The organism is Lachnospira hominis (ex Liu et al. 2021) (assembly GCF_014287955.1).
Lineage (GTDB): Bacteria > Bacillota > Clostridia > Lachnospirales > Lachnospiraceae > Lachnospira > Lachnospira hominis.
On the sequence record NZ_JACOPD010000001.1, the window covers coordinates 395311 to 421846 of the forward strand.

Below are 26536 nucleotides of genomic sequence, written 5' to 3' on the forward strand. Positions count from 1 at the left end.
ACAGATGGGAACAGACCTTTTTTCTTTATAATTCCGATTTAAAAATGTCCACCGGCACTTCCTGAGTTACCGCCGCCTCCGCCGGAGCTTCCTCCTGATGAATTATTTGTCTCTATAGTCCTTGTTGTCACTGTTGTATTAATAAATCTGTCTTCACGCCTGTATACATGAACGCCATTCTTTGCATATGTATTTCCGTCAACTGTCATCTTAGTCTTTGCATTAAACATCATTACAAGAACAACAATAATTGCTATTACTGCCGCAATGCCAAGCTTTATTGGCATATATAAGAAAAGCTTATATGTTTTGCTTGTTGAAAGCAGATTCTGGGTAATATCTGTGTATTTTACGCATGCCTTATAATAATTTCCATCTGAAAGTGTCGATGTTGTCTTATCGATTATACTCTGAAGGTCAGACTGTGAAATATCAGATTTTGCTATTCCTGATGTTACAACTCTCACAGCTCTTGACTTCATATCTATCACATAGACGATGTAGTCAGCTTCTGATGATGAAGCATCATATGCATATCCTTTTTCTTTTGCAAAAGTTCTTACATAATTATCAAGGTCTGTATAATCAAGTCCTTTTGATATAGTAAGCACTGCAACATCTGTCTTACAGTTTTTTGACACTGATTTGCATTTTTTCTGAAGCTTTGACTCCTTTGTATCTGATAGTATTTCTGCTTCATCTGTAACATATATCTTTGATGAATCCGGATCTTTTGCATATAATACCTGTGGAAAACTTAAAAACAGCATAAGGACTGCCAGTGCTGCCAGAAAAATATTCTTAATTTTGTTAAACCTTACATTCATCATAATATAAACATACCTCCCAACATCATAACAGCAAGTGAAACAACGAATGTTCCTACTCCCCATGCAAATGCCTTACCTTTGCTTATCGGGCGGTCTGCAACTATTTTCCCTGTCTGTCCGTTTAACATGAATTGGAAGTCTTTTCCGTGATAACGGCAGTTAAGAACCCACACAGGCAGAAGGGCATATTCTGCATTATAATTATTTCTCCTTATATCATTATGTCTCACATTGACACTGCTGTACCCGGCAATTGTATCTCTTGTAAGCTCTGTTATGTACTTATCAACTCTCCTATTAACGCGTTCTTCCATCTGCTGATGCATAAAATTATATCTTTCGGACAGATAACCGGAAAGATATGCCGGCTCAAAATCTTTTAACTCAGCATAATTATACGGCTCCATCTTATCCATGGCTCCATCTTCCATCTTTTCAGAAGCATCTGCCGGAATCTTTTTGAAATCAGCCTCAACATCCCTGTATACATAAAAATGGTCATGATATGTATACTCTGTATTTCCACGCCTTATTGTTCTTATTTTTTCGGCATCTGCAATCATTCTGTCTTCAGCCTTGTAATCATAAAGCCAAAATGGTACATACAGACCTGATATTTTTTCTATTGTTGACTGGCTCTTTAATGCTGCCGGCGTAAGCGGTCCTTTGTGCACCCATTTTTTATACGCATCAACAGCAGCATCACGGTTAATTTTAAAAGGAATAATTCTCTTTGGTTTATATGCTCCTGTAAGTCTGTCCTCCACAAGTGATGGATTACCGCAGAATGAACATATCACTGCCGATGTGTATTCATCAGCAAGGAGTTCAGCTCCACAGCTTGTGCAATGATATGTTTTCATATTCATTGTTCCACCTGTAGCTTCCCCATCATATGATTCCTTTTCATATCCTTCTCCGGCAAATCCGGTATTTTCATCATAATTGCCGTCAGCTGCATCCATGTCAAATTCACTGACATCCATAATCCTCTGACACTGCGGACACTTCATCTTTTGTGTATCGCTGTCAAATTCCATTGCCGCCCCACAGGATGGGCATTTGTAAGTTGTAGGCATTATAATTCCTCCCCATAATTAATATTTATGTTCATAATTTATTCATATATCATTCAATTTAAATTTACATTATGAACATTTTTTCTTCACTTTTCCAACATATACTAAAAGAGAATTAAAAATGAGTTGAACAGATAACTCAACATTAAAATGTTTACAAGAATTTTTTCATAAATCGAGTTGTTAATTTATAGAGAACAGCTCTCCTCCCTCTTTTCACTGCCCGTCAAAAACGGGCAGTGTTTTTTTACCTAAAATTCACTTGCATTACATGAAACATTGACGGCTTACGCCTGATTTCGACATTTCAGCTCTTAACGCATAATAATAAATGAAGCTATCATACATACTACTCCAATAACAACAAATATAATGCCTGTTTTTTTCTCTTTTGCATACTTAGGCTGTTTTCTGTCATCTTTATCACGGTTATCGTAGAAAAGATACCACTGCTTTTTTGCATCATTAATCTTAACTATTCCGATAAAACAGAATACCAGACCTATAAGAAATACCATAAATCCCAAAAATGGTACAAACGATGTTCCTGCATGTGCTTCAGCATCATTAAAGTCAATCTCACATGCAAACATTGCAGCATTTGCTGCGAGCGTAGATAATATTGTCATATAAATTACCTCCTTTTTTGATTTTTCTGCCACCTCTATATATATCATACGAAATCTGTAATATAACCGCTACAAATTCTGTTCACATTATACAATATATGAATGTTTCTAACAACAAAATTTAGCTTTTAATTTGTCTGAATATAATGTATAATATTTTTATGTTGATAGTTAAAATATTTTATTCGGGAGGTATATCTTATGTTAGTTAATGCTACAGATATGTTGAACAAGGCCCGTGAGGGCAAATATGCAGTAGGTCACTTCAACATTAACAATCTTGAGTGGGCTAAGTCTATTCTTCTTACTGCACAGGAGATGAATGCACCTGTTATCCTCGGCGTTTCTGAAGGTGCCGGAAAGTATATGGGCGGCTTCAAAGTCGTTGCCGATATGGTTAAAGCTCTTACAGATTCTATGGAGATAACGGTTCCTGTTGCTCTTCACCTTGACCACGGAACATACGAAGGATGCTACAAGTGTATCAAAGCCGGATTTTCTTCTATAATGTTTGACGGCTCACATTATCCAATCGCAGAAAATGTTGAAAAGACAAAAGAACTCGTTGCCATTACTAAGGCTCTTGGCATGTCACTTGAAGCCGAAGTTGGTGCTATCGGCGGCGAAGAAGACGGTGTTATCGGTGCCGGAGAGTGTGCAGATCCTGATGAGTGCAAAGCAATTGCTGACCTCGGTGTCAACATGCTTGCAGCCGGAATTGGCAATATCCACGGCAAATATCCAGCTAACTGGAAAGGTTTAAGCTTTGAAACTCTTGAAGCTGTCAAAGCAAAAGTCGGCAATATGCCATTAGTTCTTCACGGTGGTACAGGTATCCCTGAGGATATGATTAAAAAAGCAATTTCTCTCGGTGTTGCCAAGATTAATGTTAATACAGAATGTCAGCTTGCATTTGCTGCTGCTACAAGAAAGTACATTGAAGAAGGAAAAGACCTTGAAGGTAAAGGATTTGACCCTAGAAAACTTTTAGCTCCTGGTACCGAAGCAATAAAACAGACTGTACGTGAAAAGATTACTCTTTTCGGTTCAGCCGGAAAGGCCTGATTATAATGGATTCAAAGCACTCTGATGATGACTACATCATTAATGATACAGAATACAAAGAAGATGAAGCTGATATTGCATTTGACAAGCAGGAAAAATCAAAAAAGAAAGGATCTGTAATACGACGTATAATTCTCATTATATGTATAATTGTCTTTTGTGTATCAGCCGGTATGCTCATAAAGATACTGCTCGAGTATAAGAAGGGTTCTGATATTTATAAAGATGTCCAGTCAGAGGTTCTTGACGATAATACTCCGGTAACCGTTGAGATGCCTGAGGGTGAAGTTGAGATTCCTTTCAAATATAATCATGAAGCTCTCCTTGCAATCAATCCTGACGCCCAGGGGTATATTTATGTGCCCTCTGTGAATTTACGTCTGCCGATTGTCCAGGGAACAGATAATGAAAAGTATCTTGAAACCACAATTGACGGTTCCATTAATAAAAACGGCTGTCCTTTCATCGACTATCGTATAAAAGGCGGCATTACAGCAAGCCATGTAATAATATATGGTCACACATTATACAGCGGAACTATGTTCTCTTCTCTGCATAAATACCGTAATTCCGGTTTTTATTCTACAGAAGGTAATGACAAGTTCTACATTTATACACAGGATAAGATTAAAGAGTATCAGATTTTCAGTGTGTATCTTACTGACCCGGTCAGCGATACATTTACATTTAATTTTCCTGATATTGCATCCATGAGACAATATGCAATGCAGCGTAAGGAACTGACCATGTATGAAACAACGGGTGATGTGAGTGAAGCAACTCAGATTATCACACTTTCAACATGTGCAGATAATCTTACTAAACGTCTCATAATACATGGCAGTTATATCGGTGAATCTGTTATACCGTAGAACAGCATATTTCTGACACGGTTCATTCCGTACCAGCTTGCTATTTGGCGGTTTTGTACTCTATAAAATTAAATTTTTAAATAATTTTCAAAAAAACACTTGCATAATAAATGTTTTTGAGTTATTTTATTTAAAGACAGATGATTGTCGTAATTTAATAGCAGAACAAAGGCGTTCCAATTTATATACTTCTTGATATAAATGGGAATGCCTTTTTTAGTTCTACTATCTAAATAATAAATACATATAAAGGAAGGAAGACAAAAACATGAGTGAAAAGATTAATGTTGCTGAGATTTTCGGCGAAAACGTGTTTAATGACACAGTTATGAAAGAACGTCTGCCAAAAAACGTTTATAAGAATCTTAAACTTGCAATGAAAGGCGAAAAGGAATTACAGCTCGCAGATGCAGATGTTATTGCTAATGAAATGAAAGATTGGGCTATTGAGAAAGGTGCCACACATTATACACACTGGTTCCAGCCTCTCACAGGCTCTACTGCTGAAAAACATGATTCTTTCATCTCTGCACCTAACGAAAATGGTAAAGTTCTTATGGAGTTCTCCGGTAAGGAACTTATTAAAGGTGAGCCAGATGCTTCTTCATTCCCTTCAGGCGGATTAAGAGCAACATTTGAAGCAAGAGGTTATACAGCATGGGACTGCACTTCACCTGCATTTGTACGTGAAGATGCAACAGGTGCTACTCTTTGCATCCCTACAGCTTTCTGTTCTTATACAGGTGAAGCTCTTGACCAGAAGACACCTCTTCTTCGTTCAATGGATGCAATCAACGAACAGTCTCTCCGTATTTTAAAATTATTCGGCAATACAACTTCAAAGAAAGTAACTCCTTCTGTTGGTGCTGAACAGGAATATTTCATTGTAGACAGAGATAAATACTTACAGAGAAAAGACTTAATCTTCTCAGGACGTACACTTTTCGGTGCTATGCCTCCTAAGGGTCAGGAACTTGATGACCATTACTTCGGTGCTATCCGTGAAAGAATCGGTGCATTCATGAAGGATGTCAACAAGGAACTCTGGAAAATGGGTGTTTCAGCAAAGACACAGCATAACGAAGTTGCTCCTGCACAGCATGAGCTTGCTCCAATCTATGCACAGTGCAATACAGCTACAGATAACAACCAGCTTACAATGGAAGTATTAAAGAAAGTTGCTTATCGCCACAATCTTGTATGTCTTCTCCATGAGAAGCCATTCGCAGGTGTTAACGGTTCAGGTAAGCACAACAACTGGTCAATCACAACAGATGATGGCATTAATCTCTTAGACCCGGGTAAAACTCCTCACGAAAACATCCAGTTCCTTCTTGTACTTGGTGCCGTAATGAAGGCAGTTGACACTCACGCAGACCTTCTTCGTGAATCCGCTTCTGACGTTGGTAACGATCACAGACTTGGTGCTAACGAAGCACCTCCAGCAATCATTTCTATGTTCCTTGGCGAGCAGTTAGAGGACGTAGTTATGCAGCTTATCGACAAAGGTGATGCTACTAACTCAATACAGAAGGGCAAATTAAAGACTGGTGCTTCTACACTTCCTGATTTAAATAAAGATGCTACAGACAGAAACAGAACATCACCATTCGCTTTCACAGGTAACAAGTTTGAATTCCGTATGGTTGGTTCTTCTGATTCAATCGCTCCTGCAAATGTTGTATTAAATACAATCGTTGCAGAAAGCTTCAGGGAAATTGCTGATGAACTTGAAAAGGCTGACAACTTTGACATGGCTTGCCATGATATGATTAAGAAACTCTTCACAGAACATCACAGAATCGTATTTAACGGAAATGGTTATTCTGATGAATGGGTTGAAGAAGCCGAAAGAAGAGGTCTTCCAAATATCAAATCCATGGTTGATGCTGTTCCAGCTCTTACAGCACCTAAGGCTATTAAGCTCTTTGAATCATTTGGTGTATTTACAGAGTCAGAATTAAGATCAAGAGCCGAAATCAAGTACGAAGCTTACGCTAAGGCTATCAATATTGAAGCTAAGTCTATGATTGATATTGCAAGCAAGCACATCATCCCAGCTGTTGTTTCATATACAACAGAGCTTGCTAATTCAGTTATCGCAGTAAGCGAGGCTGGTGTTGACAGTTCTACACAGAAAGAACTTCTCGATGAAGTTACTAAATACTTAAAAGAAATGAAGGCTGCTTTGAAAAAGCTTACAGAAGTTACTGAAAAGGCTTCAGATATTACTGAAGGTAAAGAGCAGGCAACATATTTCAGAGATGTTGTTAAGGTTGCAATGGATGAATTGAGAGCCCCTGCTGACAAGCTCGAAATGATTGTTGACAAGGAATTCTGGCCATTCCCTTCATATGGCGATTTATTATTCGAGGTTTAATTCTCATCAGAGTTAAATAAATTTTTGTCTTCCAAAAAGGACTTCGCAGATTAATCCGCGAAGTCCTTTTGTATTGTTTATAATTAATTATTTTCTCTGACTGATTATTCCGGATAAGTAAGTCTGTCAGGTGTCGGATTATCAAGAACTTCTCTCTTGAACTTGTCCATGTAAATCTGTGCAAGTTTGAGGTTATTATCAAGATAATTACCACAGTCCCTCGGAGAATATCCCGGAATCTCACCCTCATAAGAAAGCACAAAATCAGCGGCTTCTCTCAATACATCAAGAATATCTTCAGAGTTAAGCTCCCCTGCAAATATTACATAAAATCCTGTACGGCAGCCCATAGGTCCAAAATATATTGTCTTGTCGCTCCATACAGGGTGGTTTCTTAAAAATGTAGCAACAAGATGTTCTATTGAATGAATTCCAGGATTATCCATAGGTGGCTCAAGATTTGGTCTTGTAAAACGTAAATCAAATGTTGTCACAACTTCACTTCCGATATAATCACGTCTTGAAACGTATACCCCCGGAAGCAGATTCAGATGATTAACTGTAAAACTTGCTATTTTGTTCATAATATTTAACCTCTTTCCCTTAATATTTTATTCATTACTTTTCCTTTAAAAATATTACTTTTCTGTTATCTTCATCGGACTCTATCCTGAATATGTTTATTCCTGAAATGAACTTCTGAAGTGTAGAATAACCGTATTCTTTAACCTTAAAGTTAGGATATTTTCCATGTATTTTCTGTCCGAGAGCACCTAAATCTATGCCGTTTTTTCCGGCTTTTTTTACATACTCTTTTGCAAACTGAACTACTTTTTCTTTGACATCATTGTCTTCTTTTAATGCCACATGGACAGTATTGTTTTCTTTTATCAACACAAAGCTGTCAATTTCGTCTATAAATGTAGAAAGGGAACTGTAGCCATACTGTCTGACATCAAAGTCATTATATTTTTTCTGTATACGGCTTCCGATTTCTCCAAGCCCTGTTCTCCTGCCTTTGTTGTTATTTTCGTTAATTATCTCAATAATTACATTTTCAATCTCCGAAACCTTTACAACATTATGCTTAACTGCAGGCTTCTTGCCTTTTGTACTGATTTCATCGTCTTCCGATTCTGCCTCATAAAGTATTTCCAAATCTGTAAATACCGTACACGCCGCACGGAATGATCTCGGAGTTTTACTCTCTCCCATTCCGATTACATCCATTCCCGACTCTTTCAGCCTTATTGCAAGTCTAGTAAAATCCCCATCACTTGACACAATACAGAATCCGTCTACATTTCCTGTATACAGAATATCCATGGCGTCAATTATCAGCGTCGAATCAGTCGCATTCTTGCCGACAGTATTAGCAAACTGCTGCATTGCCTGAATTCCGCTATCCCTTACAAGTCTCCGCCATTTTGATGACTGCTGGCTTGTAAAATCACAATATATTCTTTTATATGTTGCAATACCATATTTTGTCATTTCATTCAAAATGCTGTCCAGATATTTCGACGAAATGTTATCCCCGTCAATTAGCACTGCATATTTTTTCTCTTCCATAATAATTCTCCGTTTCGTGTCTGCGTTTACATCTGATGACGAACAATCTTGTACTCGTCATTGCTCTGATAATACGGACAATATGTTCTGCTTGAACTTAAAAATCTTGCATAATCGTCCTCGTCCATGTTTACGTCACACACGTATGATTCAATTTCATCATCATAAACAAGATTATTACAAAAATCACAGCTTGTCTCAGTCTTTTTCTTTTTTACCACATTGTCCTCCTGAATTAATTTCTCTCTTTATAATATCATATACTTCTTTAAGCGGCACATTATTTTTTTTGGCAATAGCTGCCGCACTTTCGTATTCCGGATAAAATACTTTTGAATCACCGGAATCACATACCTTGACAACCGCATTTCCAAGCGGTGTGGCAATCTCGGAAATTTCTCTTTTTAAAATTGTCCTCTCCATTTTCTGCCTGCGGATTCCTATAGTTGTTGTCTCTGCAAATATTATATTTTCTAGAGTTTTAATATTTTCCTCTTTGCAGATAACCGTAATAAGCCATCCCGGTCTGTTCTTCTTCATAAAAACAGGCATGTAATTAACTTCCCTCGCACCGGCATTATAAAGACGGTCCATGACATATCCCAATATTTCACCTGTGCAGTCGTCTATATTGCTCTCAAGTTTATATATATAATCTGCCTCTTCACAGCCGGTATTGGCTTTGCCACACTCTGATTCTGCGTCGGTCTCTATAATCATCGCCCTCAAAATGCTTGGTCTTTCGTATGTACGTTTCCCCGCACCGATACCGATTTTTTTGATTATATACTTATCCGGAAGCCTGTCTGTAGTTCTTACCGCAGCCGCAACCGCAGCACCTGTCGGTGTTATAAATTCACCTTTTATATCCATCTGATTAACTGCAATTCCATACTCTGCAATTATATTGGCAACAGCCGGCACCGGAACCGGAAGTATTCCGTGCTGGCAGCGTACAGTTCCACAGCCCTCATTCATCGATGGTATGCACACCTCGTCAACTGCCAGATTATCAAGGCATACTGACACCGCAATTATATCAGCAATCGAGTCTATTGCCCCGACCTCATGAAAATGGACATGATTTATGTCTGTTCCATGTGCTTTTGCTTCAGCCTGTGCCAGAATTGTAAATATCTTTACAGCCAGTGCTCTTGCATTTTCTGTCATATGAGTTTTATCTATTATAGCAATAACATCAGCTAAATTTCTATGCTCATGATGATGTGTATCTTCTTGTAAATGTGTGTGGTCTTCATTATAGACATGTTCTTCCATATGCTCATGACTGTGTATGTGGTCATGTCCAAAAAGATACTCCATATCGTGGTCATGATTTTCATGATCTTTATCAAGCTCAACATTAAAATCACAACAGTCAAGACCTGACTTGCTTACTCTGCTTATTTTTATATCAAATCCATGTGCAGGAATTGTTTTTAATACTTCAAGCAGGACTTTTTCGTCTGCACCGGCATCGAGAAGCGATGCAACTGCCATATCCCCGCTGATTCCTGAACTACATTCCCAATATAATGTTTTCTTTTTTGCCAAATTATTTTCCTCCCGCAAGTCTGTTAATCTGTGTTGCAACATATCCGGCACCAAATCCATTATCAATGTTTACAACTGTAACACCGTTGGCACACGAATTAATCATTGTAAGAAGTGCCGAAAGACCACCCATGCTTGCACCGTAACCGACCGACGTAGGCACAGCAATAATCGGATTTTTCACAAGACCACCAAGAACGCTTGCCAAAGCTCCTTCCATTCCGGCAACGGCAACAACACAATTTGCTTTCTGTATAACTTCCATCTTTGACAACAGTCTGTGAAGACCGCTTACTCCTACATCATAGATTCTGTCAACGTATGTTCCAAAAAATTCTGCTGTCTGTGCTGCTTCTTCTGCAACCGGAATATCAGCTGTTCCAGCACTGCACACAGCAATTCTTCCAGTCAGCTTTTTGTCGTTTTTTTCTATCTTTAATATTTGGGAAACCTCATCATACTGAACCTGTGGAAGTTTCTTCTTTACTATTTCATACTGATGTATTGAAGCTCTTGTGCCAAACACTTCGCCATTTTCTTCAAACATTTTACAATAAATAGATACAAGATAATCATCAGGTTTGTTACTGCAATATATAACCTCTGGAAATCCCTGGCGTACTTTCCTGTTTTCATCAAGTTTGGCGTATCCTAACTCTTCATATGGCTGTCTTCCAAACGCAAGTTCCGCCTCATCTATAGAAAGACTTCCATCTTTTACTTTTCGCAAAATTGTTCTTGTATCCATATTTTCACTCTCCGTGATTATAATTATATTTGTATCATCCAAGTATTTTATCGACAAGTTCCTGTGATGTATCTACTATACATTCCGCTCCGTTCTGAATCAGAATTTCCTTTTCACGGAATCCCCACGAAACTATTATTCCATCAACTCCTGCATTTTTTGCTGTTGCAATATCAACTTCGGAATCACCGATATAAACCGCATCTTTTCTGTCTGTTTTAAATTCGTCAAGAACAGCAAGAACCGCCTGCGGGTCAGGCTTTTTTTTGATTCCCATGCTTTCACGCTCACCATATACAGCATCAAATTTACCCGGGAAAAAATCATCACACAATATTTTTACTGCATAATCAGCCTTGTTTGATATAACTGCTGTCCTGCATCTTTCTTTGTGAAGCGAATCCAGTACATAATCAATTCCCGGATATTTTTCTGTCTTATCAGCACAATGTTTTCCATAATATTCCTTGAAATCTTCAAACACAACATCTGTCATGTGCTCATCTGTTCCTTTTGGAACAGCACGCACAACCAGTTGCCGTATTCCGTTACCTACGAATTTTGTTACTTCTTCAAGCGTTCTTTTGGGAAAACCATTTTTTTCAAGTGCATAATTCACACTATCTGCAAGATCTCTTATTGTATTGAGTAGCGTTCCGTCCAAATCAAATATCGCAAGTTTATAGCTCATGCTAATCTTTCTCCATTCCGGTCTTTTTAATATATTGTAACACTATATCTATAACTCCGTCTACTCCAAGTCTGCATGCATCAAGACACAAATCATAATTGCCCGCATATCCCCATGTCTCATCTGTATAATACTTATGATATGCTGCTCTTCTCTCATCTGTCGAATCAACCGTATTTTCTGCTTCACGCACATTCACATTGTGTTTTTTCATAATATTTCCAACGCGTATCTGTCTGTTTCCACTTAAAAATATTCTTAAAACATTATGGTCTGTGCCATATGCAAAATTACCACATCTGCCTATTAAAAGAAATGATTCATCTTTTATTACAGCACTGAGTGCTTTTTGGGGAGTATCTTTCACTGTCTCACACTCATCCGATATAATTGCAGCAAGAAACTCATTTGCCTGTTTCTCCGAAAAGAAATTTGGATATTTGCTATAAATTCCGGCCTCTTTTGCCATCTGTGTTACGGACTTTTTATCGTATACAGGAATTCCAAGTTTTTCTCCCAGCTTTTCTCCAATCAAATCACCATAGCATCCACATTCTCTTGCGATTGTAATAATCATAGCCAAAAACCTCCAATTACATAAAATTACTGAAAAGTGTTGCCCCAAATACTGTAAGAATTCCCGCAACCGCTATTGAAAGACTGCTCATTGCACCCTCAATTTCACCCATTTCCATAGCTTTTGCTGTTCCTATTGCATGTGAAGCTGAACCAATTGCAATTCCCTTAGCTATTGGTTCATTTATTCTGAATATTTTACAGATAAGTTCTGCAAATATATTTCCAAGTACACCAGTGATAACTATTACTGCAACTGTAATTGTAACGTAACCACCAAGTTCTTCAGAGACACCCATACCGATTGCTGTTGTTATTGACTTTGGAAGAAGTGTCACATACTCGGTATGGCCAAGTCCAAAAAGCTTTGCCATAATAAATATTGATAAAAGGCTGGCAAGCACTCCGGCAACAATTCCTGCCGCAACTGCCGCAAAATTCTTTTTAAGAAGTGATATCTGCTCATAAAGCGGTATTGCAAGGCACACTGTTGATGGTGTCAGAAGCCAGCTAAGATATTTTGCTCCCGTATTATATGTATCATAATCAACGTTAAGTGCAAATAATATTACCATTGTAACTGCAATTGCTATAAGAAGCGGATTAAATATTCCAAGTTTAAACCTTTTCTTCAGATACATGCCAAGCATATATGAAACAAGGCTTATTGTAACCCCTGCGAATGCTGAGTTAATAAAAAATTCATTCATCATAATTCTCTCCATTTTTCTTTATTGTAATTCTGATAACTGCCTGTGACACAAGACCGCCTGCTGCCATAACTACAACAAGTGAAACAACTGTTATAACACTGACTGGTACAAGAAGAGGCTTTAACACGCCCCATGATGACATAAGTCCCACACCGGCAGGAATGAACATAAGAGGCATAATTTCAATAAGAAACTTTCCTGTCTCACGTACATCTTTCAACTTAATTATACCTGTTAAAAGTGCAATGAAAAGAATTGCCATTCCATAAATGCTTGCAGGAATCGGAAGCGGCAGAATATATTTTAATATTTCGCCGGCAAGCGATATTCCTATAATGATAAGAAACTGCTTTACGTACTTCATATATTTTTCCTCATTTCGTCTTTTCTCAACAAATGTGTACTCCCTTTTTGCGGCTGTGTCAATAGACTTTTCGGCATAAACATAAAAAAAACAGGCGATTGCCGTTACAGCCCTCGCCCATTCTATACTTTTCTAATTCTTGATATATTAAATAGTACCTGTTGCCACCAAAGTGCTTATTCCCGGACTTATATTCCACACGCCCGTTACTTCGTCCCGTGTAAATGTCGCCGCAGGAACCGTTATCTGACCCGAATTGGTTGCAAACGCTCCCGTGGTTTCATTATAAGAATAATTGGCAGGTGAACTCCATGCTGTCTGATTAAACGTAACGGAAATATTTGACAGCACAGGGTCAAACACGTCTGTAACCACAACTCCCGTAGAAGCATCTGCTGCCACGTTACCGGAATTTTGTATTAAAAATGTGTATGTCAGTGTACCGTTTTCCGTAACAGGAACAGGACTTACAGATTTAGTAATTGTAAGAACCGGCGTACTTTCTACAGTTATTTCTTCTTCAGCTGTAATAGGTGTTATGCCTGTTCCGGCAACAATTGCTGTATTATTTATAACTGAAGTTGTATCAAGTGGTGCAAATTCATTAACTGCTGCCTCATATGCAACTGTAACACTGCCTCCTGCCGGAACCGTTATTCCTGACACTACAAGTGGCGGTCCGGCTGTAACAACAGCTGATGGCTGTAGTACACCATTTACATAATATTTTACAGTTCCGTCAATATACGTAAGTGGAACAAGTGTTGTTGTTCCAAATGTATATTCTCCAAGATTATCAGTTACTGAAATACCTGTAATCGGAGTTGTTCCCGAATTTACAATACTGACAATATACGTAACTGTATCACTCTGTCCGTAGGTATTTCTCACTGCCGTTTTTGTAGCCGAGAGCACCTCCAGAATTTCTCCTACCGCTATATTGGAATTTGTAACGGCATTGCCGTAACGAAGTTGTGCCTGATTTGTAAATCTTGCCATATTCAATAGTTTCCTTTCATATATTCCGTTATACTATAATATATGACAAAAAGATTTTTAGTTTACACTTCATAAATAATTACAATATTTAAAATATTGCAAGTCCGTTAAAAATAAATACTGTAATCAATACAACTACAGCCATTACAATAGGAACCACTGCTGCATTTTTCTTTCTGGCGGCAAAAGTTCCCGACAATAAAGCCGCTGCCGTAACAACAAATCCAGTTATTATTCTCAATACAATTCTTATAATAAGAAATCCTGCTATACTTGATGACAATATAATTTTTTGTATGACAGCATTTCTGCCGATTCCTTTTCCAAGATAATCCCCGATAAATGAAAGACTCACAAGCGGAGCATTTTTATACGTCAGATTATACATTCGGCTTACAAATCCCAAATCAACTATACTTAATATAAGTACAACCGCCGCAGAAAAAATAATAGCTGCAAAATCCCGCTTTAAAGCAAGTTTTTTTCTTCCCTCTGCCGATGTATTCTCAATAATATTCATACCCGTTGAATATCGTATTTCTGCCCCTCTTGAAACCACAATAAATATTATTGCAGCCATAAGTCCGACAAGTACACATTCCCTAAGTCTACCATACTTTCCAAAAAACTGCTCATATCCCCTGTCAGAGATAAGCCATCCTTTTTTATTATATTGATTTTCTATATTTGCAAGATAATCTATTTTATTTATTAATTCTTCTTTATTCTGAATTGCATATTTTAACGTCTGTGCCGCATTTACAGCATAAAGAAATTCGTCATCCGAAACTTCCCGGTTTTTATATGCCTCCTGCATATCTTTAAGCTGTTTCTGAATACTGTCATACCTGCTGTTAAGTTCATCAATCTCACTCTTTAGCTGTGAATAATCTTCTCCGCCTTTTTGAATATATATATTATCATATTCCTTTTGTGACTCGGAAAATACCATTTTCCCCGAACCGCATATATATAATGTAAGAACAAGTCCTATTGCAATTACAAAAAATCCTTTTCCCGTAAATATCAGTTTATGCATTTCTTTAATTACAGGCGGATATAACGCAAATATTCTCTGATATAACTCTCCCGCTTTATCAAACAATTTTTTTAGCACATTTTGTGCTCCGAATGGTCTCAATGTAACACTCTTTATAAGTGCCGCCACAGACATTATTATTGTTACAACTGCCATTCCGGTTATAATTAAAACTTTTGATGAGACAACAAATGTTTTAAATCCCCAATTTGCATATTTCGACAAAAGTGTATTAATATCAAAAAAATTAATAATATTAACCACTCTCAGAAAACTTATACGGCTCTGCAAACTTATATTTTTATAAAGCAGATACTCGGCTCCCGCAAATATTACACTGCCTATAAGTACAACATTTCTGTTTCTTATAACAGTAAATAATGCCAAAATTATACTTCCGAACATTGCAAGTACAAACGATGCAATTAAACAGAGCAGACACATATATGCCGCCATATTGCATTTTATTGTAAATCCGCTCATCGTCTCTATCGACTGAACAGGTGCTTTCCATATTCCAGATACTCCGTATAACAAAACAGATGCAATAACTGTTGATACAAAATATATGAATGTAAGCACAAACGCATATATCCACACAAATATAAATCTTTTCAACGCAAGTATCATACGTCCGCTTTTTGAACTGTGAACTATCTGCCACATGCCGTTATCACGTTCCTTAAAGCACTCATATATCATCACAATCATACATACAGCCAGCAAATAATATGTATATTTATATTCTATTGTCTTTTCAATGCACATATCATTCACAAGCACAACCTTAACATCAGCTATCCTGCTATAATCCTCAGCCGTCTTTAAGATATTGTTATATGAATAACTTTTTTTATTTGAAAACAGCTTCTTTCCACGCATCTGTTCCGCCTGTTGAAGACATTCGTTTACCTGACTTGTAAAACCCGATAAATATTTAAGTTTCTTTCTCAGTCTTACAAGTGATGCCGATGATTCTTTACCATCTTCTTTATCCTGTTTTATAATCTGTGTAACATCTTCAAACATTCCCTCAAAATCCGATTCTTCTCTCTGCGTTTTCAAACGGCTGATTAAATCGGAATACTGCCTGCTGTCGGATATTACATCATTAATATTTCGTCCTTCAAGCTGGCCGTACAAAAAAAGTGCTATATTAAGAAGCATACACAATATAACTGTTATAATTAATTTTTTAGTTAATATCCTTTTATATTCCTGCATACTTCACCCCCATAACACGACATTTTTATTATTTAAGTTCTGTCCACTTACATTCTTTACCCATATCGTCTTTTTTAATATAAGCAAGTCCGCTCTTTGAACCGCTTGAGCTTTTTTCCTCAAATTCAACCTCCGCAAACATATAATCCTCATCTCCAAAAAATGCAAATGTTTCACCTTTGCAGCTAATTGTATTTATAAGCTTGCCATCTGTTGAATATACGACACATTTTCTGTCATATGTCTGGTAACTTCTTGCGGCTTCAATCGACCAGAAACGATTATCTGCATATACATATTTTCCATCAAAAGAGAGTTCCATTTTTCTGGTTTCTTCGCTTCCGTCAAAAATTTTATTTTTTTCTTTTGATTTTACGTTATAGCAATACATGCCATCATTATATTCATAATAATAAATATTCCCTGACACTTCATCTATACAATAATCTGTTATACTGCCTTCTAATACTTTGCCTGCTGTTCCGGTCTTATAATCATACGCATAAAGACTGTTGTATCTGCTGTTCATAATTACCTTATTTGCTTTTTCGTCTTTACTCATTGTCGCTGTTTCTATAAGAAAGTAGAGTCTTTCCCCATAGCTTTTTGCCCTTGTTATTGCGGCACCTGTACCTGTATATTCCAGAACTGTCTCTTCTTTTTTACCATCAAGCGAATAACGCTTTATTGTCTCTACAGCCTCTTCTTCATTTCCCAAATGTCCAAGCAGATTGTATACATACACATAGTCATCATGGAACACGAGATTGGTTCCGCTCTCACCACCATACGCATATACAACGGCTATTTTTTCCCTTGTACTTCCGTCAGTTGAAAATCTTACAAGATACCCATTCGTATCAAGAAGATATACATTATCTTTGTAATAATAAACCGCACTGTCCAAATAATATGTTGTTGTCTGTCTGTTCTTTGAATACTGGTACCCCACATAGGCATTACATTCCATATTATCATGTGTGCAATCCGCTTTCCCGCACACCGGATAACATTCCTTGGTATCTTTATCAAAAAACAACAGGAAAAAAGCGTTATTCCATTTACCTATATAATAATATCCGCCATCAGCCGCCGCAAATGTGTGCACATATGTACCCCAATACGGCTGCGAATCATCTTTTGACACGCCTATATCATTAATCTCTGTTTTTTCCATATCATTTTTTAAAACAGCTTTAGATACTGTTTTTTTACCGCACCCCGTCAAAGCCGTTATTCCAATACAAATAATCATTACAACAGCTATTAATTTTTTTGTCATACGCATCCCTCCGTTTACTCATTTTATTCTTCTAATGTAAGGCGGTATAATATAAACATTTTGTCCGACTCTTTTGGTGGCATATTTTCGTTAAATTCCAAAATATAATATGCTTCTTTTACACTTTCATCATTATACTTTACCTTAACCCCTATTATTGTATCGTTAAATGAATTCTGATATAATATAGATGAATTCTCATGGTCATCTGCCCTACCATAATACTCTGCAATCACGGCAAGATATACTATATCGTTACAGTCTCCGCTAATTGTAATGTATGGTGACGGGTTATATCCTCCGTTTGACTGAGCTTGTCTTACAATTTTTGCCTGCTGATATTCATTTACAAATGTTCCCGGTTTGTTATACACTGTATATGTTATTTCACTGATATTTTGCTTTTCTATATCTGCCGGAAGTTCCCACTCTTTATGATATATTTGCAAATCGTATGGTTCACCTTTATAAGAATCGCTCGGGTCACTTGTCGGTCTGTTATATCCACACCAATAACACTGATAATCAATATATTGCACAAATGACTTATCTTTTATATTTTTATTTAAAACAGGATATGTTATCTCATAACTCAAATATTTTTCTTTCTTATATGATATTCCATTCTCTTCATATGTTTCTGATTTCTGAGGTTCTGCTATAATCCCCGATTCATGTGTTGCCTTTTTTTCTTTGCAGCCCGCAAAAATAATTGCTATAATACCTAAAAAAATTATTAATGTATTTTTGAACTTCATCATAACAACCTCCCAAACTGCCAACGTATATCTTCTGTTTGTACTCATTTTATTCTTCTAATGTAAGGCGGTATATATAGTAGATTTTATATGGTTCTTTTTTATTTCCTTCAGGATAATATTCAATGCTGTAATAAGCATTTTCTGTACTTCCATCTGCATACCTTGCGTTTACGCCTATTATTGTTTGGTCAAATGACAACTCCTTTGTTTCGCTTGTCATTTTTTCAACAAAGCCATAATATTCCGACACAATACACAAATATAAATCTCCCGTATAATCTGATGTAACTGTACAACTTGAGTCTAATTTATACCCTCCCGATAACTGTGCATTTTCGATAACTTTACTTGTCTGCAATTCTTTTACAAATGTTCCGGTTCTGTTATACACAGTATATGTAACATCAGATAAATTTTCCCTGCTTATGTCATCAGGTAATGTCCATAATTTATGATATGTCCATAAATGATACGGCTCTCCTTTATAAGTTTCATTAACACTGTGTGCAGGCTTCTCATACCCATAACATGTATATTGATTGTCGCCGTATTGAATAAAAGTTTTATCAACTATTTTTTTATCTAAACTGGGATATGTTATCTCATATCCTATATAACTTTCTCTTGTAAAATTAACCCCATTTTCTTCGTATGTTTCTACTTTAGGTTCCTCAAGAGCACCCGATTCATGTGTTGCCTTTTTTTCTTTGCAGCCTACAAAAATAATTGCTATAATACCTAAAAAAATTATTAACGTATTTTTGAACTTCATCATAACAACCTCCCAAACTGTCAACGTATATCTTTTTACTGATATACGTTGACAGGAACTTCTGTTTAAATATTAATTTCCCGCATTTACATACTGTGAATGTTCATACCCTTCACTTGTATAAAAATAATAATTGGCTTCAACTTTATCCACTCCGTACTGAAGTTTGGCACTGTCTGATTTTATATTACATTATTCGACACTATTTTCAATGATAACTCCGTGAACGAGGGGTATAACTCTTTTTGTGTATATTTTTCACACAATTCAAACTGTTATTCTATTGTACTGTCAGGGAATTTATTAAAAAGATTTTTTTAGACTGATTCTAAGAATTCTCCCCTCTGTTAAGCTTATATTCAACACAAGCCTTTTTTAACGCACTCATTTTTCTCGCTGTCACAGGTATGAATTCATCGTATATCTTTATACGTCGTCCTGCCTCGTCCAGCTCTTTAATTCGTTGTATATTCACAACATAAGACCTTGATATTTTAAAAAAGACACACTTATCAAGGATTTCTTCCACTGCAACAAGTGAATCGTCACTCCTGAATGTTTCACCTTTGGCAAAAATCTGCGTCTCACTGTTATATGCCCTAATATAATCTATATCACGCATATTTATATTATAAAATATTCTGTCTTTACTTACTCTGATTTGTTCTCTGTTATCGGAAATATTTTTTATCCCCATATTCTTTTGCACCTCTCATTCATAATGTACTCATTTCAAAACAAATATTATAGCTATATAATCACACTTTAGTCATATATTGTCAAGTATATTGTAATTTTTAAACAGTTTTTATTTTATTGCCACAAATCATTTCGTGTGCTTCGTTGGCTCAACAGGGTCACGACCCATAACTATGAGAAACACGCTCCGCGAGTTTCTCAAGTTATCGCGGCAGTCGCCAAGGTCTCGTGCAAGCACGGACTTTGGCTCGTTACACGCGTAAATAAAAAAGGAACATGATAAATGAAGTTTTCTCCATAAATCATGTTCCGCTTAGTTTACACCTTTACAATACTTCCATCCGATATAATCACGCTGTCCCCCTCGTTAATATCATTTTCATATAAATACGCATCTGCGATTTCAAGCTGCTTTTCATTGCCCGAACTATCCTTAATTCTTACAATGTCTTTGTAAACCGCTCCGTCAGGAAGACCTTCGCACCCGAAATCAGGTTCGTCAATTCTTATAACTGTATAAATATTATCCATAATTATGCCTCGTACTTGTTTTTTGAAAGCACTGACAAAACCGTTAATTTTTAATAATATTTTTAAATGCGGGAACTATCTGAGCCGCAACTATTGATTTTACCAAATCAAGCGGAATAAACGGCACAAATCCGATTAAAAATGCACTCTGTAAATTAAGATGATTCTGTGCCATAAGCCAGAACATTCCAAGAATGTCAATAATCAACGCACCCGCAATAGCAGAAAGTGTATATCTTATACGGTTATATTTTTTACCTCTGATAAGCGGAAGAATTACAGCAACGAGAATAAATGTTGCAGTATAACCGCCCCATGGTCCGATTAAATAACCTGTTCCGGCACCGCCGCCGATAAATACAGGAAGTCCTACCACACCGAGAAGCATCCATACAAGAATGATAAAAAATGACTGCTGAAGCGGAAATAACAATGCAATAAGAAGAATTACAAAGTTAAGCAGTGTAATATGCGGTGCTCCGGGAACCGGAATCGGTATGCTGATATATGCAGAAATACATAAAATTGCAGCAAATATAGCCATCATGACTAAGCTTTGTGTTGTAAATGCAGGTTTTGCACCCGCTACTGGTTTTGTTGGTGTTTCCATTTTTATTATACCTCACTCGTATATATTTTGTCTAAAGCAAGTATAATAAACGCCCTCTTGATTGTCAACCTTTATTTCATTGTAGTTTACATTTCGTTGACAATATACATTTTACTGATTATAATATCATTTATTAATATTTTTTATATTATGATTGTTTTACCAGTTAATATTTTTATCAGAAAGCAGGTTATTTTTATGACAATAAATGATTTAAAAGATAAAGTAATATCAGGCGGGTTAATTACAATCGACGATGCTTTGTTTCTTTCCGAAGCAGACCTTGATGATTTGTGCAAAGCCGCCGATGAAATACAGCACACATTTTTTGGAAATGACTTTGACATATGTGCCGTTGTCAATGTAAAAGGCGGAAAATGTTCCGAAAACTGCGTTTACTGTTCACAGTCAACATGTGCAAAGATTCCCGTCAAAGCCCATGCAATGATTTCACCGGAGCTTCTTTTAAGACACGCAAGACTCCGTAATCTTCACGATATACGCCACTACTGTCTGGTATCATCCGGAAAACGCGTAAGCGACAAAGATATTGACAAAATATGCAGCGGAATCAAAGCAATCTGCCGTGATACTAAACTTTCGGTCTGTACCTCTTTCGGTCTTCTGGGCGAAGAGCAATTCAGAAAACTTAAAGAAGCAGGCGTTGTAAGAATACATAACAACCTTGAGACATCAAGACGATATTTTCCGTACCTGTGCACAAGCCATACATATGACGAAAAAATCGCCACAATAATTGCGGCAAAAAAAGCAGGGCTTGAAGTTTGCAGCGGCGGTATTTTCGGTGTCGGTGAAACAATGAAAGACCGCATCGATATGGCATTCACGCTGCGTGACCTTGATGTCACATCAGTGCCGATTAATCTTTTAAATCCAATAAAAGGCACACCTATGGGCGATTTTGCTCCTCTTACAAAAGAAGAAATTTTAAGAATAACCGCTCTCTATCGTTTTATACTTCCGAAACAATATATAAGATTAGCCGCAGGCAGAAATTATCTTCCCGACAGCGGCTTTTCATGTTTCAAATCAGGTGCCAATGCGACAATCACGGGAAATATGCTGACCGTAAAAGGAATTTCAATGGATGAGGATATTCGCACCATAAAAGAAATGGGCTATAAAGTTATCTGATTTTTGATGTATTACGAGTATCTTTTACAGTCAAGGCAACTCCTGCCGCAATACATACAATTCCTGTTATGCAGGATATGACGCTTCCTACTGCGGGCTGTTTTTTCACAAAATAAACCGCTGTGGGACCGTCAATACTTCCGCGAACGGCTTCAGACGTCTGCATGTATGGATTCTTTAAAAAATATATTCCTGCTGTTATCAGTGCAATGCCGACAGCAACACATATAATACTTATACTTTTATGTAACTTTTTTCTTCTCATATTATATTTTTCAATCTCTTCCTTATATAATGCAAGTTCCCGCTTTTCCTCTTCGCAATCTGCGTAATTCTTATCTGCATCGGCATTATCATATGAAAATCTTACGATTTTAAATGAATTTTTTCAATCGACGATGCGTAGAGTGACTAGAATTTTTTATCAGTGCGGGTTATAATGTTGTTATTATTCGGTATTTTAACAATTAAAGAATTTTTGACATACCGGGATTTACGGAGATTACATATGAAAATTGCTGTTTGTGATGACGATATTGCGGAACTTAATAACATTTGTGAAATACTAAATAACTATTTTGAAGAAAAAAAATACGATATTTATATTTCAAAATTCGGAAGCAGTGTAGAACTTGCCTCTATTATACAAAAAGAAAAATTCGACATATATATTCTTGATATTGTCATGCCCGTCTTAAGCGGTATGAATCTTGCAACCGAAATACGCAGTTTTGACAAAGCTTCCGATATTATTTTTCTTACGTCTTCACCTGAATTCGCTGTTGAAAGCTACTGTGTCAAAGCAACTGATTACATATTAAAACCTGTTGACAAAAATCGTCTTTTAAATTCAATTAACGAAATTGTCGAAAAAAGAAAATATGAACAAGAAAAATATGTTGTAATAAAGAGCAATATTGGTGTACACAAAATTATGTTATCAAATATTATCTGTGTCGAAGCACAAAAACATCATGTCATATATCACTTAAAAAACGATGAAAAAATCGAATGTACGGATAAATTTTCAAATGTATGCGAATTTCTTTTAAATAACCATGAATTTATTCTTGTTCATCGCTCTTTTCTCGTAAATATGAATTATATACGACACATTAACGCCACAGATATTTATATGCAGAATTCACTTATAATTCCACTTGCACAACGAAGAGTTGCCGATATTAAACGACATTATCTCGCATTCCAGATGGAGGACTGAAAATATGGATATTTCTGTCATTTTAAATATAACCAACTATATATTTGTATTAATTTTCGGAATCGTTGTATCATTATGTCTCGCAGATATAAGCTGGAAAAAATACAGCAGCTTTTATATAATTACACTTATTTTATTTGCGTTAATTCAGGCTGTTTTCTATTTTGTCCTCGGTGAAACAGTTCTTAATAAATGTTATCCTCTCCTTATACATATTCCACTTGTTTTATTAATATGTTTTTATTTTCATAAAAATATATTAATTTCCGTAACCTCAGTTCTTGCCGCATATCTTTTATGCACACCAAGAAAATGGTTTGGAACTCTTGCAGCATCATTTTTTGACGGTAATACTCTGGTTTCTGATACTGTTTCCATTCTTGTCACAATTCCGCTTATGATTCTCGTTATCAAATACATGTCTCCGTACATAATCCGCCTGAAATATGAATCAAAGAAAGCTTTGTTATTATTTTTCATGCTTCCTCTGGCTTATTATATTCTGGAATACACATTTACTGTATACACTGATTTGCTGTATACAGGCGGAGCTGTTGTCATAGATTTTATGGACAGTTTTATTGTTGTATTTTATTTTATATTATCAATGTTATCGTTAAAATTTTCCGATGAAAAAAATAAAGCTGAACGCGAAAATCTGTTGCTCACGACGGCAACTTCACAAGCTGCAAAAGAAATAGAACAGCTGTCCTTTTCGCAAAAACAGTCTTCTATATACAGACATGACCTGCGTCACCATATGAATTTTATAAAAAACTGTATTGAAAATAACGAAACTTCACAGGCTCTCTCTTATATTGATGAAATATGCACCGGACTTGAAAACAGCCGTTTTATCAGATATTGCAGCAACGAAGCGATAAATCTGATTTTGTCATCATATGCCGACAAAGCTGCTGCCCAAAACATAACTGTTAATTTTAATGTCACCGCATCAAATTTTGATTCATTTAAAATAGCAGATTTATGCAGCCTGCTTGCAAATGCTCTTGAAAATGCCCTCAATGCATGCACACACATTTCTGAAGCTGAACAACGCTATATCAATTTAAAAATTTATGAAAAAAATGAACAGCTCTGTATAAATATTGCAAACAGCTACTGCTCATCTCCAAAATATGCACCTGTCTTTAAAGACGGTATTCCTGTATCATATCGTCCCGGCCACGGAATTGGCGTACAGAGCATGATTTCCGTCATGGAAAAATATCATGGTCTATACGGATTTTTCACCGACGACAGAGAATTCCGTTTTCAGGCGACTATTAATATGACGGGGAACCTGGGGATGTAGATAAGCTCACGAATATCTGAAATAACATATGTGGATAAAAATCATCTCCTTACGTATAAAATCTCTCTCCGTTTTCCAGACAGATACTCGCGAGCCTCCCATTTGGCAGACCATATCCACAATCCAATATGTACCAATTCTCTTGCTCATTTAACCAAATCGAACTTGACTCTTCATCAAGATATCTGCCTTTGGAATTATAATAACCATACCTCTTCATGATTAACGCTCCTTCACTAGTCTTAAAATGTGTACATAAATACTGGAACGTTCCATAAAGGGATGTCCATACATTTCGTGACTGTTTATCAGTCGTTTTTTAGTAGTTTCAAAAAGTACACTTTTGGGCAATATAAAAATTTCCTTGCTTTTATACTAATTTGATTTATAAGCATAAAAAAAGACAGCTATAAACTGCCTTTACATATATTGTTATTTTTACCTTTTTAAGATACAATAAAATTGTGAATTTAAAATTTGGTTTTATAAAATTTCTAAAGATTTTATTTTATCTACTCAAAGTGATACACAACCAAATTCACCTTCCTGTTTTATATAACGCTTATCTTGAGATATAAATACTAATGCATGTGGTCTATCATTATCGTCTTTACATAATTGTATAGTTGTTTTATATACTCTTCCTGTATAAGTTGCGTTATCACAACAGGTTACTTTCACTAAAGTTCCATTTTCAATAAACATATTTTTTAGGAGGAAACGACTATGAGATGTCCTGCATTTAAACCCTTGATTACCGATATGAAAACACATGACATAGATAAAGAACATTATTTTTTTAATTATAATGGTTTTAGATTTGACACTATTTTATCTATTGTCTCAACTGGTTATGAAATTCTTGTTGCAATTCATACACATAACTGGGGATGTGTTTTAACTATGGATGATGATTTTAATATTGAAATGCAAGATAATGACTACTATTCCCTTTGTTCATTATTAAATTTAAATTGGAAAGCTGATCATTTTAATTCTGCTACGTTCCTCCGTCTCCTTTCACAAAATGCTCCTTTACACTCTAATATGCGAGGTGTTCCATACAGAGAATTGCGAAATTATCTTCATTATCGTCATGTTGATGATGCAGATAAAATATACTTTTGTGGTTGGAATGATCATAAAACAGATAAACGTAAAGCCCATAATTTTGATAAAACTGAATTTTTTTTAGGGAAAAAAGTTGCAGATTATTGTCGTGCTAATAATATTAGTTCATTATGGTCTGATATTCCTCGTGACGAAAGACGATTAACAAATCCTTGGGATTAATTTTTCAAAAGGCTTTAAAAATATTTGTATACATTTCTTTAGAAAACAAACCAGAGCCTAAACTCTGGTTTGTTCACATATACATTTTTAGTATTCATATTTTGGTCTTACTATCATCCAGATAATCCAGAAACCACCTGTGCAACATATAAGAATAAAATCCAATAAATGATTATATTTCTTTTTCTTCTCTTCTGGTTGCATTGCTGTTGCTGATGCAGACGCTGAAGCTGATGCACTATTATTTACTATTACTGGTATTGAATTATCTTTTAACGATTCAATTTGTTTCCCACATTTAGGACACACTACACAATCTTCATCTATTACCTCACCACAATATTTACAATATTTTTTTCTTCTTCCAATTCTGACATATTGAATCCCCCTTTTATTATTTAATATGTCTTATTCTGTTTTTCAAATCATAAAAAATTTCTGTATAGCCTTTTTTGAAAATCAATTTTCCAGAACTTGCCTCCTCCAAAATATATTTTTGCACTAAAAAAACACACCTATTTCCAGATGTGTTTTAATGCGTGAAAATTTAATTCAATTAAA

General features: G+C 36.1%; 29 protein-coding genes. 7 read left to right on the forward strand and 22 right to left on the reverse strand.

Features of this window, described 5'->3' with window-relative positions; all coding sequences use genetic code 11:
* Positions 1 to 38: 38 nt before the first annotated feature.
* The 3 genes from H8S01_RS01905 to H8S01_RS01915 form a co-directional block, all read right to left on the reverse strand.
* Positions 39 to 830 carry a TPM domain-containing protein gene (locus tag H8S01_RS01905; RefSeq protein ID WP_021865651.1) on the reverse strand — a complete coding sequence of 264 codons (792 nt, stop codon included), beginning with the start codon at positions 828 to 830 and terminating at the stop codon, positions 39 to 41.
* The gene (locus tag H8S01_RS01910) at positions 827 to 1909 is read right to left on the reverse strand and encodes a hypothetical protein (protein ID WP_021865652.1); all 1083 of its coding nucleotides are present in this window, start codon (positions 1907 to 1909) and stop codon (positions 827 to 829) included. Before H8S01_RS01910 ends, H8S01_RS01905 begins: the two co-directional genes overlap by 4 nt.
* Positions 1910 to 2223: 314 nt before the next feature.
* Positions 2224 to 2538 (reverse strand): hypothetical protein, encoded by a 315-nt coding sequence (locus H8S01_RS01915; protein ID WP_186835979.1) that lies wholly within the window; start codon positions 2536 to 2538, stop codon positions 2224 to 2226.
* Positions 2539 to 2739: 201 nt separating this feature from the next.
* Between H8S01_RS01915 and fba the strand changes: the two genes are divergently transcribed.
* The 3 genes from fba to H8S01_RS01930 all read left to right on the forward strand — a co-directional run bounded on the left by fba (position 2740) and on the right by H8S01_RS01930 (position 6855).
* On the forward strand, positions 2740 to 3603 hold the full coding sequence (gene fba / locus H8S01_RS01920; RefSeq protein ID WP_021865654.1) for a class II fructose-1,6-bisphosphate aldolase: 864 nt from the start codon (positions 2740 to 2742) through the stop codon (positions 3601 to 3603).
* Positions 3604 to 3608: 5 nt separating this feature from the next.
* The gene (locus tag H8S01_RS01925; protein ID WP_186835980.1) at positions 3609 to 4475 is read left to right on the forward strand and encodes a class B sortase; all 867 of its coding nucleotides are present in this window, start codon (positions 3609 to 3611) and stop codon (positions 4473 to 4475) included.
* A 268-nt stretch (positions 4476 to 4743) separates the two neighbouring features.
* Positions 4744 to 6855 (forward strand): glutamine synthetase III, encoded by a 2112-nt coding sequence (locus tag H8S01_RS01930; protein ID WP_021865656.1) that lies wholly within the window; start codon positions 4744 to 4746, stop codon positions 6853 to 6855.
* A 104-nt stretch (positions 6856 to 6959) separates the two neighbouring features.
* Here H8S01_RS01930 and H8S01_RS01935 read toward each other — a convergent pair whose 3' ends face one another.
* The 17 genes from H8S01_RS01935 to H8S01_RS02015 form a co-directional block, all read right to left on the reverse strand.
* Positions 6960 to 7439: an S-ribosylhomocysteine lyase gene (locus tag H8S01_RS01935; RefSeq protein ID WP_021865657.1), complete on the reverse strand. Its 480-nt coding sequence runs from the start codon at positions 7437 to 7439 to the stop codon at positions 6960 to 6962.
* 34 nt (positions 7440 to 7473) lie between these two features.
* Positions 7474 to 8427, reverse strand: a complete 954-nt coding sequence (locus H8S01_RS01940) for an NYN domain-containing protein (protein ID WP_021865658.1) — start codon at positions 8425 to 8427, stop codon at positions 7474 to 7476.
* Positions 8428 to 8453: 26 nt separating this feature from the next.
* Positions 8454 to 8648 (reverse strand): DUF6472 family protein, encoded by a 195-nt coding sequence (locus H8S01_RS01945; RefSeq protein ID WP_021865659.1) that lies wholly within the window; start codon positions 8646 to 8648, stop codon positions 8454 to 8456.
* Positions 8626 to 9981 carry a nickel pincer cofactor biosynthesis protein LarC gene (gene larC, locus H8S01_RS01950; RefSeq protein ID WP_279287858.1) on the reverse strand — a complete coding sequence of 452 codons (1356 nt, stop codon included), beginning with the start codon at positions 9979 to 9981 and terminating at the stop codon, positions 8626 to 8628. Before larC ends, H8S01_RS01945 begins: the two co-directional genes overlap by 23 nt.
* 1 nt (position 9982) lies before the next feature.
* Entirely contained in the window at positions 9983 to 10729 is a 747-nt protein-coding gene (larB, locus tag H8S01_RS01955) for a nickel pincer cofactor biosynthesis protein LarB (protein ID WP_186835982.1), read from the reverse strand.
* A 34-nt stretch (positions 10730 to 10763) separates the two neighbouring features.
* Positions 10764 to 11420, reverse strand: coding sequence for an HAD family hydrolase (locus H8S01_RS01960; protein ID WP_186835983.1), 657 nt, complete (start codon positions 11418 to 11420; stop codon positions 10764 to 10766).
* 1 nt (position 11421) lies between these two features.
* Entirely contained in the window at positions 11422 to 11997 is a 576-nt protein-coding gene (locus H8S01_RS01965) for an AAA family ATPase (protein ID WP_021865663.1), read from the reverse strand.
* 16 nt (positions 11998 to 12013) lie between these two features.
* Positions 12014 to 12706: an LrgB family protein gene (locus H8S01_RS01970; RefSeq protein WP_186836068.1), complete on the reverse strand. Its 693-nt coding sequence runs from the start codon at positions 12704 to 12706 to the stop codon at positions 12014 to 12016.
* Positions 12699 to 13073: a CidA/LrgA family protein gene (locus H8S01_RS01975; protein ID WP_186835984.1), complete on the reverse strand. Its 375-nt coding sequence runs from the start codon at positions 13071 to 13073 to the stop codon at positions 12699 to 12701. The genes H8S01_RS01970 and H8S01_RS01975 overlap by 8 nt, the downstream gene beginning before the upstream one ends.
* A gap of 147 nt (positions 13074 to 13220) precedes the next feature.
* Positions 13221 to 14072: a hypothetical protein gene (locus H8S01_RS01980; RefSeq protein WP_186835985.1), complete on the reverse strand. Its 852-nt coding sequence runs from the start codon at positions 14070 to 14072 to the stop codon at positions 13221 to 13223.
* An 88-nt stretch (positions 14073 to 14160) separates the two neighbouring features.
* On the reverse strand, positions 14161 to 16335 hold the full coding sequence (locus H8S01_RS01985; protein WP_186835986.1) for a hypothetical protein: 2175 nt from the start codon (positions 16333 to 16335) through the stop codon (positions 14161 to 14163).
* 28 nt (positions 16336 to 16363) lie between these two features.
* Positions 16364 to 17617, reverse strand: coding sequence for a hypothetical protein (locus H8S01_RS01990; RefSeq protein ID WP_186835987.1), 1254 nt, complete (start codon positions 17615 to 17617; stop codon positions 16364 to 16366).
* Between the two features lie 23 nt (positions 17618 to 17640).
* The gene (locus H8S01_RS01995; protein ID WP_186835988.1) at positions 17641 to 18378 is read right to left on the reverse strand and encodes a hypothetical protein; all 738 of its coding nucleotides are present in this window, start codon (positions 18376 to 18378) and stop codon (positions 17641 to 17643) included.
* 46 nt (positions 18379 to 18424) lie between these two features.
* On the reverse strand, positions 18425 to 19153 hold the full coding sequence (locus H8S01_RS02000) for a hypothetical protein (RefSeq protein ID WP_186835989.1): 729 nt from the start codon (positions 19151 to 19153) through the stop codon (positions 18425 to 18427).
* Between the two features lie 325 nt (positions 19154 to 19478).
* Positions 19479 to 19847, reverse strand: coding sequence for a LytTR family DNA-binding domain-containing protein (locus tag H8S01_RS02005; RefSeq protein ID WP_186835990.1), 369 nt, complete (start codon positions 19845 to 19847; stop codon positions 19479 to 19481).
* Between the two features lie 320 nt (positions 19848 to 20167).
* Positions 20168 to 20380, reverse strand: a complete 213-nt coding sequence (locus H8S01_RS02010) for a hypothetical protein (RefSeq protein ID WP_021865132.1) — start codon at positions 20378 to 20380, stop codon at positions 20168 to 20170.
* Between the two features lie 43 nt (positions 20381 to 20423).
* Positions 20424 to 20990, reverse strand: a complete 567-nt coding sequence (locus tag H8S01_RS02015) for a biotin transporter BioY (RefSeq protein WP_021865133.1) — start codon at positions 20988 to 20990, stop codon at positions 20424 to 20426.
* A gap of 198 nt (positions 20991 to 21188) precedes the next feature.
* On the opposite strand from H8S01_RS02015, the gene bioB reads away from it, so the two are divergent.
* Complete coding sequence (gene bioB / locus H8S01_RS02020) at positions 21189 to 22145, forward strand: biotin synthase BioB (RefSeq protein WP_021865134.1); 957 nt, start codon at positions 21189 to 21191, stop codon at positions 22143 to 22145.
* Here the strand turns inward: bioB and H8S01_RS02025 are convergent.
* On the reverse strand, positions 22138 to 22410 hold the full coding sequence (locus tag H8S01_RS02025; protein ID WP_186835991.1) for a hypothetical protein: 273 nt from the start codon (positions 22408 to 22410) through the stop codon (positions 22138 to 22140). The two genes, bioB and H8S01_RS02025, sit on opposite strands and share 8 nt — an antisense overlap.
* A gap of 243 nt (positions 22411 to 22653) precedes the next feature.
* Between H8S01_RS02025 and H8S01_RS02030 the strand changes: the two genes are divergently transcribed.
* From H8S01_RS02030 to H8S01_RS02040, 3 genes are all read left to right on the forward strand, one after another.
* A complete protein-coding gene (locus H8S01_RS02030) occupies positions 22654 to 23367 on the forward strand; it encodes a LytR/AlgR family response regulator transcription factor (protein ID WP_186835992.1) in 714 nt (237 codons plus the stop codon).
* A 4-nt stretch (positions 23368 to 23371) separates the two neighbouring features.
* A complete protein-coding gene (locus H8S01_RS02035) occupies positions 23372 to 24682 on the forward strand; it encodes a sensor histidine kinase (protein ID WP_186835993.1) in 1311 nt (436 codons plus the stop codon).
* 726 nt (positions 24683 to 25408) lie between these two features.
* Positions 25409 to 25975: a DUF6037 family protein gene (locus H8S01_RS02040; protein WP_186835994.1), complete on the forward strand. Its 567-nt coding sequence runs from the start codon at positions 25409 to 25411 to the stop codon at positions 25973 to 25975.
* Between the two features lie 87 nt (positions 25976 to 26062).
* On the opposite strand, the gene H8S01_RS02045 is transcribed toward H8S01_RS02040, so the two are convergent.
* Entirely contained in the window at positions 26063 to 26284 is a 222-nt protein-coding gene (locus H8S01_RS02045; protein ID WP_186835995.1) for a hypothetical protein, read from the reverse strand.
* Positions 26285 to 26536: the final 252 nt, after the last annotated feature.

Excerpts from the sequence above, each read along its gene's own strand:
- H8S01_RS01905 (WP_021865651.1), bottom strand. The coding sequence starts at position 830 with ATGATGAATGTAAGGTTTAACAAAATTAAGAATATTTTTCTGGCAGCA.
- bioB (WP_021865134.1), top strand. The coding sequence starts at position 21,189 with ATGACAATAAATGATTTAAAAGATAAAGTAATATCAGGCGGGTTAATT.
- H8S01_RS01975 (WP_186835984.1), bottom strand. The coding sequence starts at position 13,073 with ATGAAGTACGTAAAGCAGTTTCTTATCATTATAGGAATATCGCTTGCC.
- H8S01_RS01925 (WP_186835980.1), top strand. The coding sequence starts at position 3,609 with ATGGATTCAAAGCACTCTGATGATGACTACATCATTAATGATACAGAA.
- H8S01_RS01990 (WP_186835987.1), bottom strand. The coding sequence starts at position 17,617 with ATGACAAAAAAATTAATAGCTGTTGTAATGATTATTTGTATTGGAATA.
- H8S01_RS02040 (WP_186835994.1), top strand. The coding sequence starts at position 25,409 with ATGAGATGTCCTGCATTTAAACCCTTGATTACCGATATGAAAACACAT.
- H8S01_RS02005 (WP_186835990.1), bottom strand. The coding sequence starts at position 19,847 with ATGGGGATAAAAAATATTTCCGATAACAGAGAACAAATCAGAGTAAGT.
- larB (WP_186835982.1), bottom strand. The coding sequence starts at position 10,729 with ATGGATACAAGAACAATTTTGCGAAAAGTAAAAGATGGAAGTCTTTCT.
- H8S01_RS01995 (WP_186835988.1), bottom strand. The coding sequence starts at position 18,378 with ATGATGAAGTTCAAAAATACATTAATAATTTTTTTAGGTATTATAGCA.
- H8S01_RS01985 (WP_186835986.1), bottom strand. The coding sequence starts at position 16,335 with ATGCAGGAATATAAAAGGATATTAACTAAAAAATTAATTATAACAGTT.
- H8S01_RS02035 (WP_186835993.1), top strand. The coding sequence starts at position 23,372 with ATGGATATTTCTGTCATTTTAAATATAACCAACTATATATTTGTATTA.
- H8S01_RS01940 (WP_021865658.1), bottom strand. The coding sequence starts at position 8,427 with ATGGAAGAGAAAAAATATGCAGTGCTAATTGACGGGGATAACATTTCG.
- fba (WP_021865654.1), top strand. The coding sequence starts at position 2,740 with ATGTTAGTTAATGCTACAGATATGTTGAACAAGGCCCGTGAGGGCAAA.
- H8S01_RS02000 (WP_186835989.1), bottom strand. The coding sequence starts at position 19,153 with ATGATGAAGTTCAAAAATACGTTAATAATTTTTTTAGGTATTATAGCA.
- H8S01_RS02010 (WP_021865132.1), bottom strand. The coding sequence starts at position 20,380 with ATGGATAATATTTATACAGTTATAAGAATTGACGAACCTGATTTCGGG.
- H8S01_RS01915 (WP_186835979.1), bottom strand. The coding sequence starts at position 2,538 with ATGACAATATTATCTACGCTCGCAGCAAATGCTGCAATGTTTGCATGT.
- H8S01_RS01930 (WP_021865656.1), top strand. The coding sequence starts at position 4,744 with ATGAGTGAAAAGATTAATGTTGCTGAGATTTTCGGCGAAAACGTGTTT.
- H8S01_RS01970 (WP_186836068.1), bottom strand. The coding sequence starts at position 12,706 with ATGAATGAATTTTTTATTAACTCAGCATTCGCAGGGGTTACAATAAGC.
- H8S01_RS01935 (WP_021865657.1), bottom strand. The coding sequence starts at position 7,439 with ATGAACAAAATAGCAAGTTTTACAGTTAATCATCTGAATCTGCTTCCG.
- H8S01_RS01960 (WP_186835983.1), bottom strand. The coding sequence starts at position 11,420 with ATGAGCTATAAACTTGCGATATTTGATTTGGACGGAACGCTACTCAAT.
- H8S01_RS02030 (WP_186835992.1), top strand. The coding sequence starts at position 22,654 with ATGAAAATTGCTGTTTGTGATGACGATATTGCGGAACTTAATAACATT.
- H8S01_RS02015 (WP_021865133.1), bottom strand. The coding sequence starts at position 20,990 with ATGGAAACACCAACAAAACCAGTAGCGGGTGCAAAACCTGCATTTACA.
- H8S01_RS01910 (WP_021865652.1), bottom strand. The coding sequence starts at position 1,909 with ATGCCTACAACTTACAAATGCCCATCCTGTGGGGCGGCAATGGAATTT.
- H8S01_RS02025 (WP_186835991.1), bottom strand. The coding sequence starts at position 22,410 with ATGAGAAGAAAAAAGTTACATAAAAGTATAAGTATTATATGTGTTGCT.
- H8S01_RS01965 (WP_021865663.1), bottom strand. The coding sequence starts at position 11,997 with ATGATTATTACAATCGCAAGAGAATGTGGATGCTATGGTGATTTGATT.
- H8S01_RS01980 (WP_186835985.1), bottom strand. The coding sequence starts at position 14,072 with ATGGCAAGATTTACAAATCAGGCACAACTTCGTTACGGCAATGCCGTT.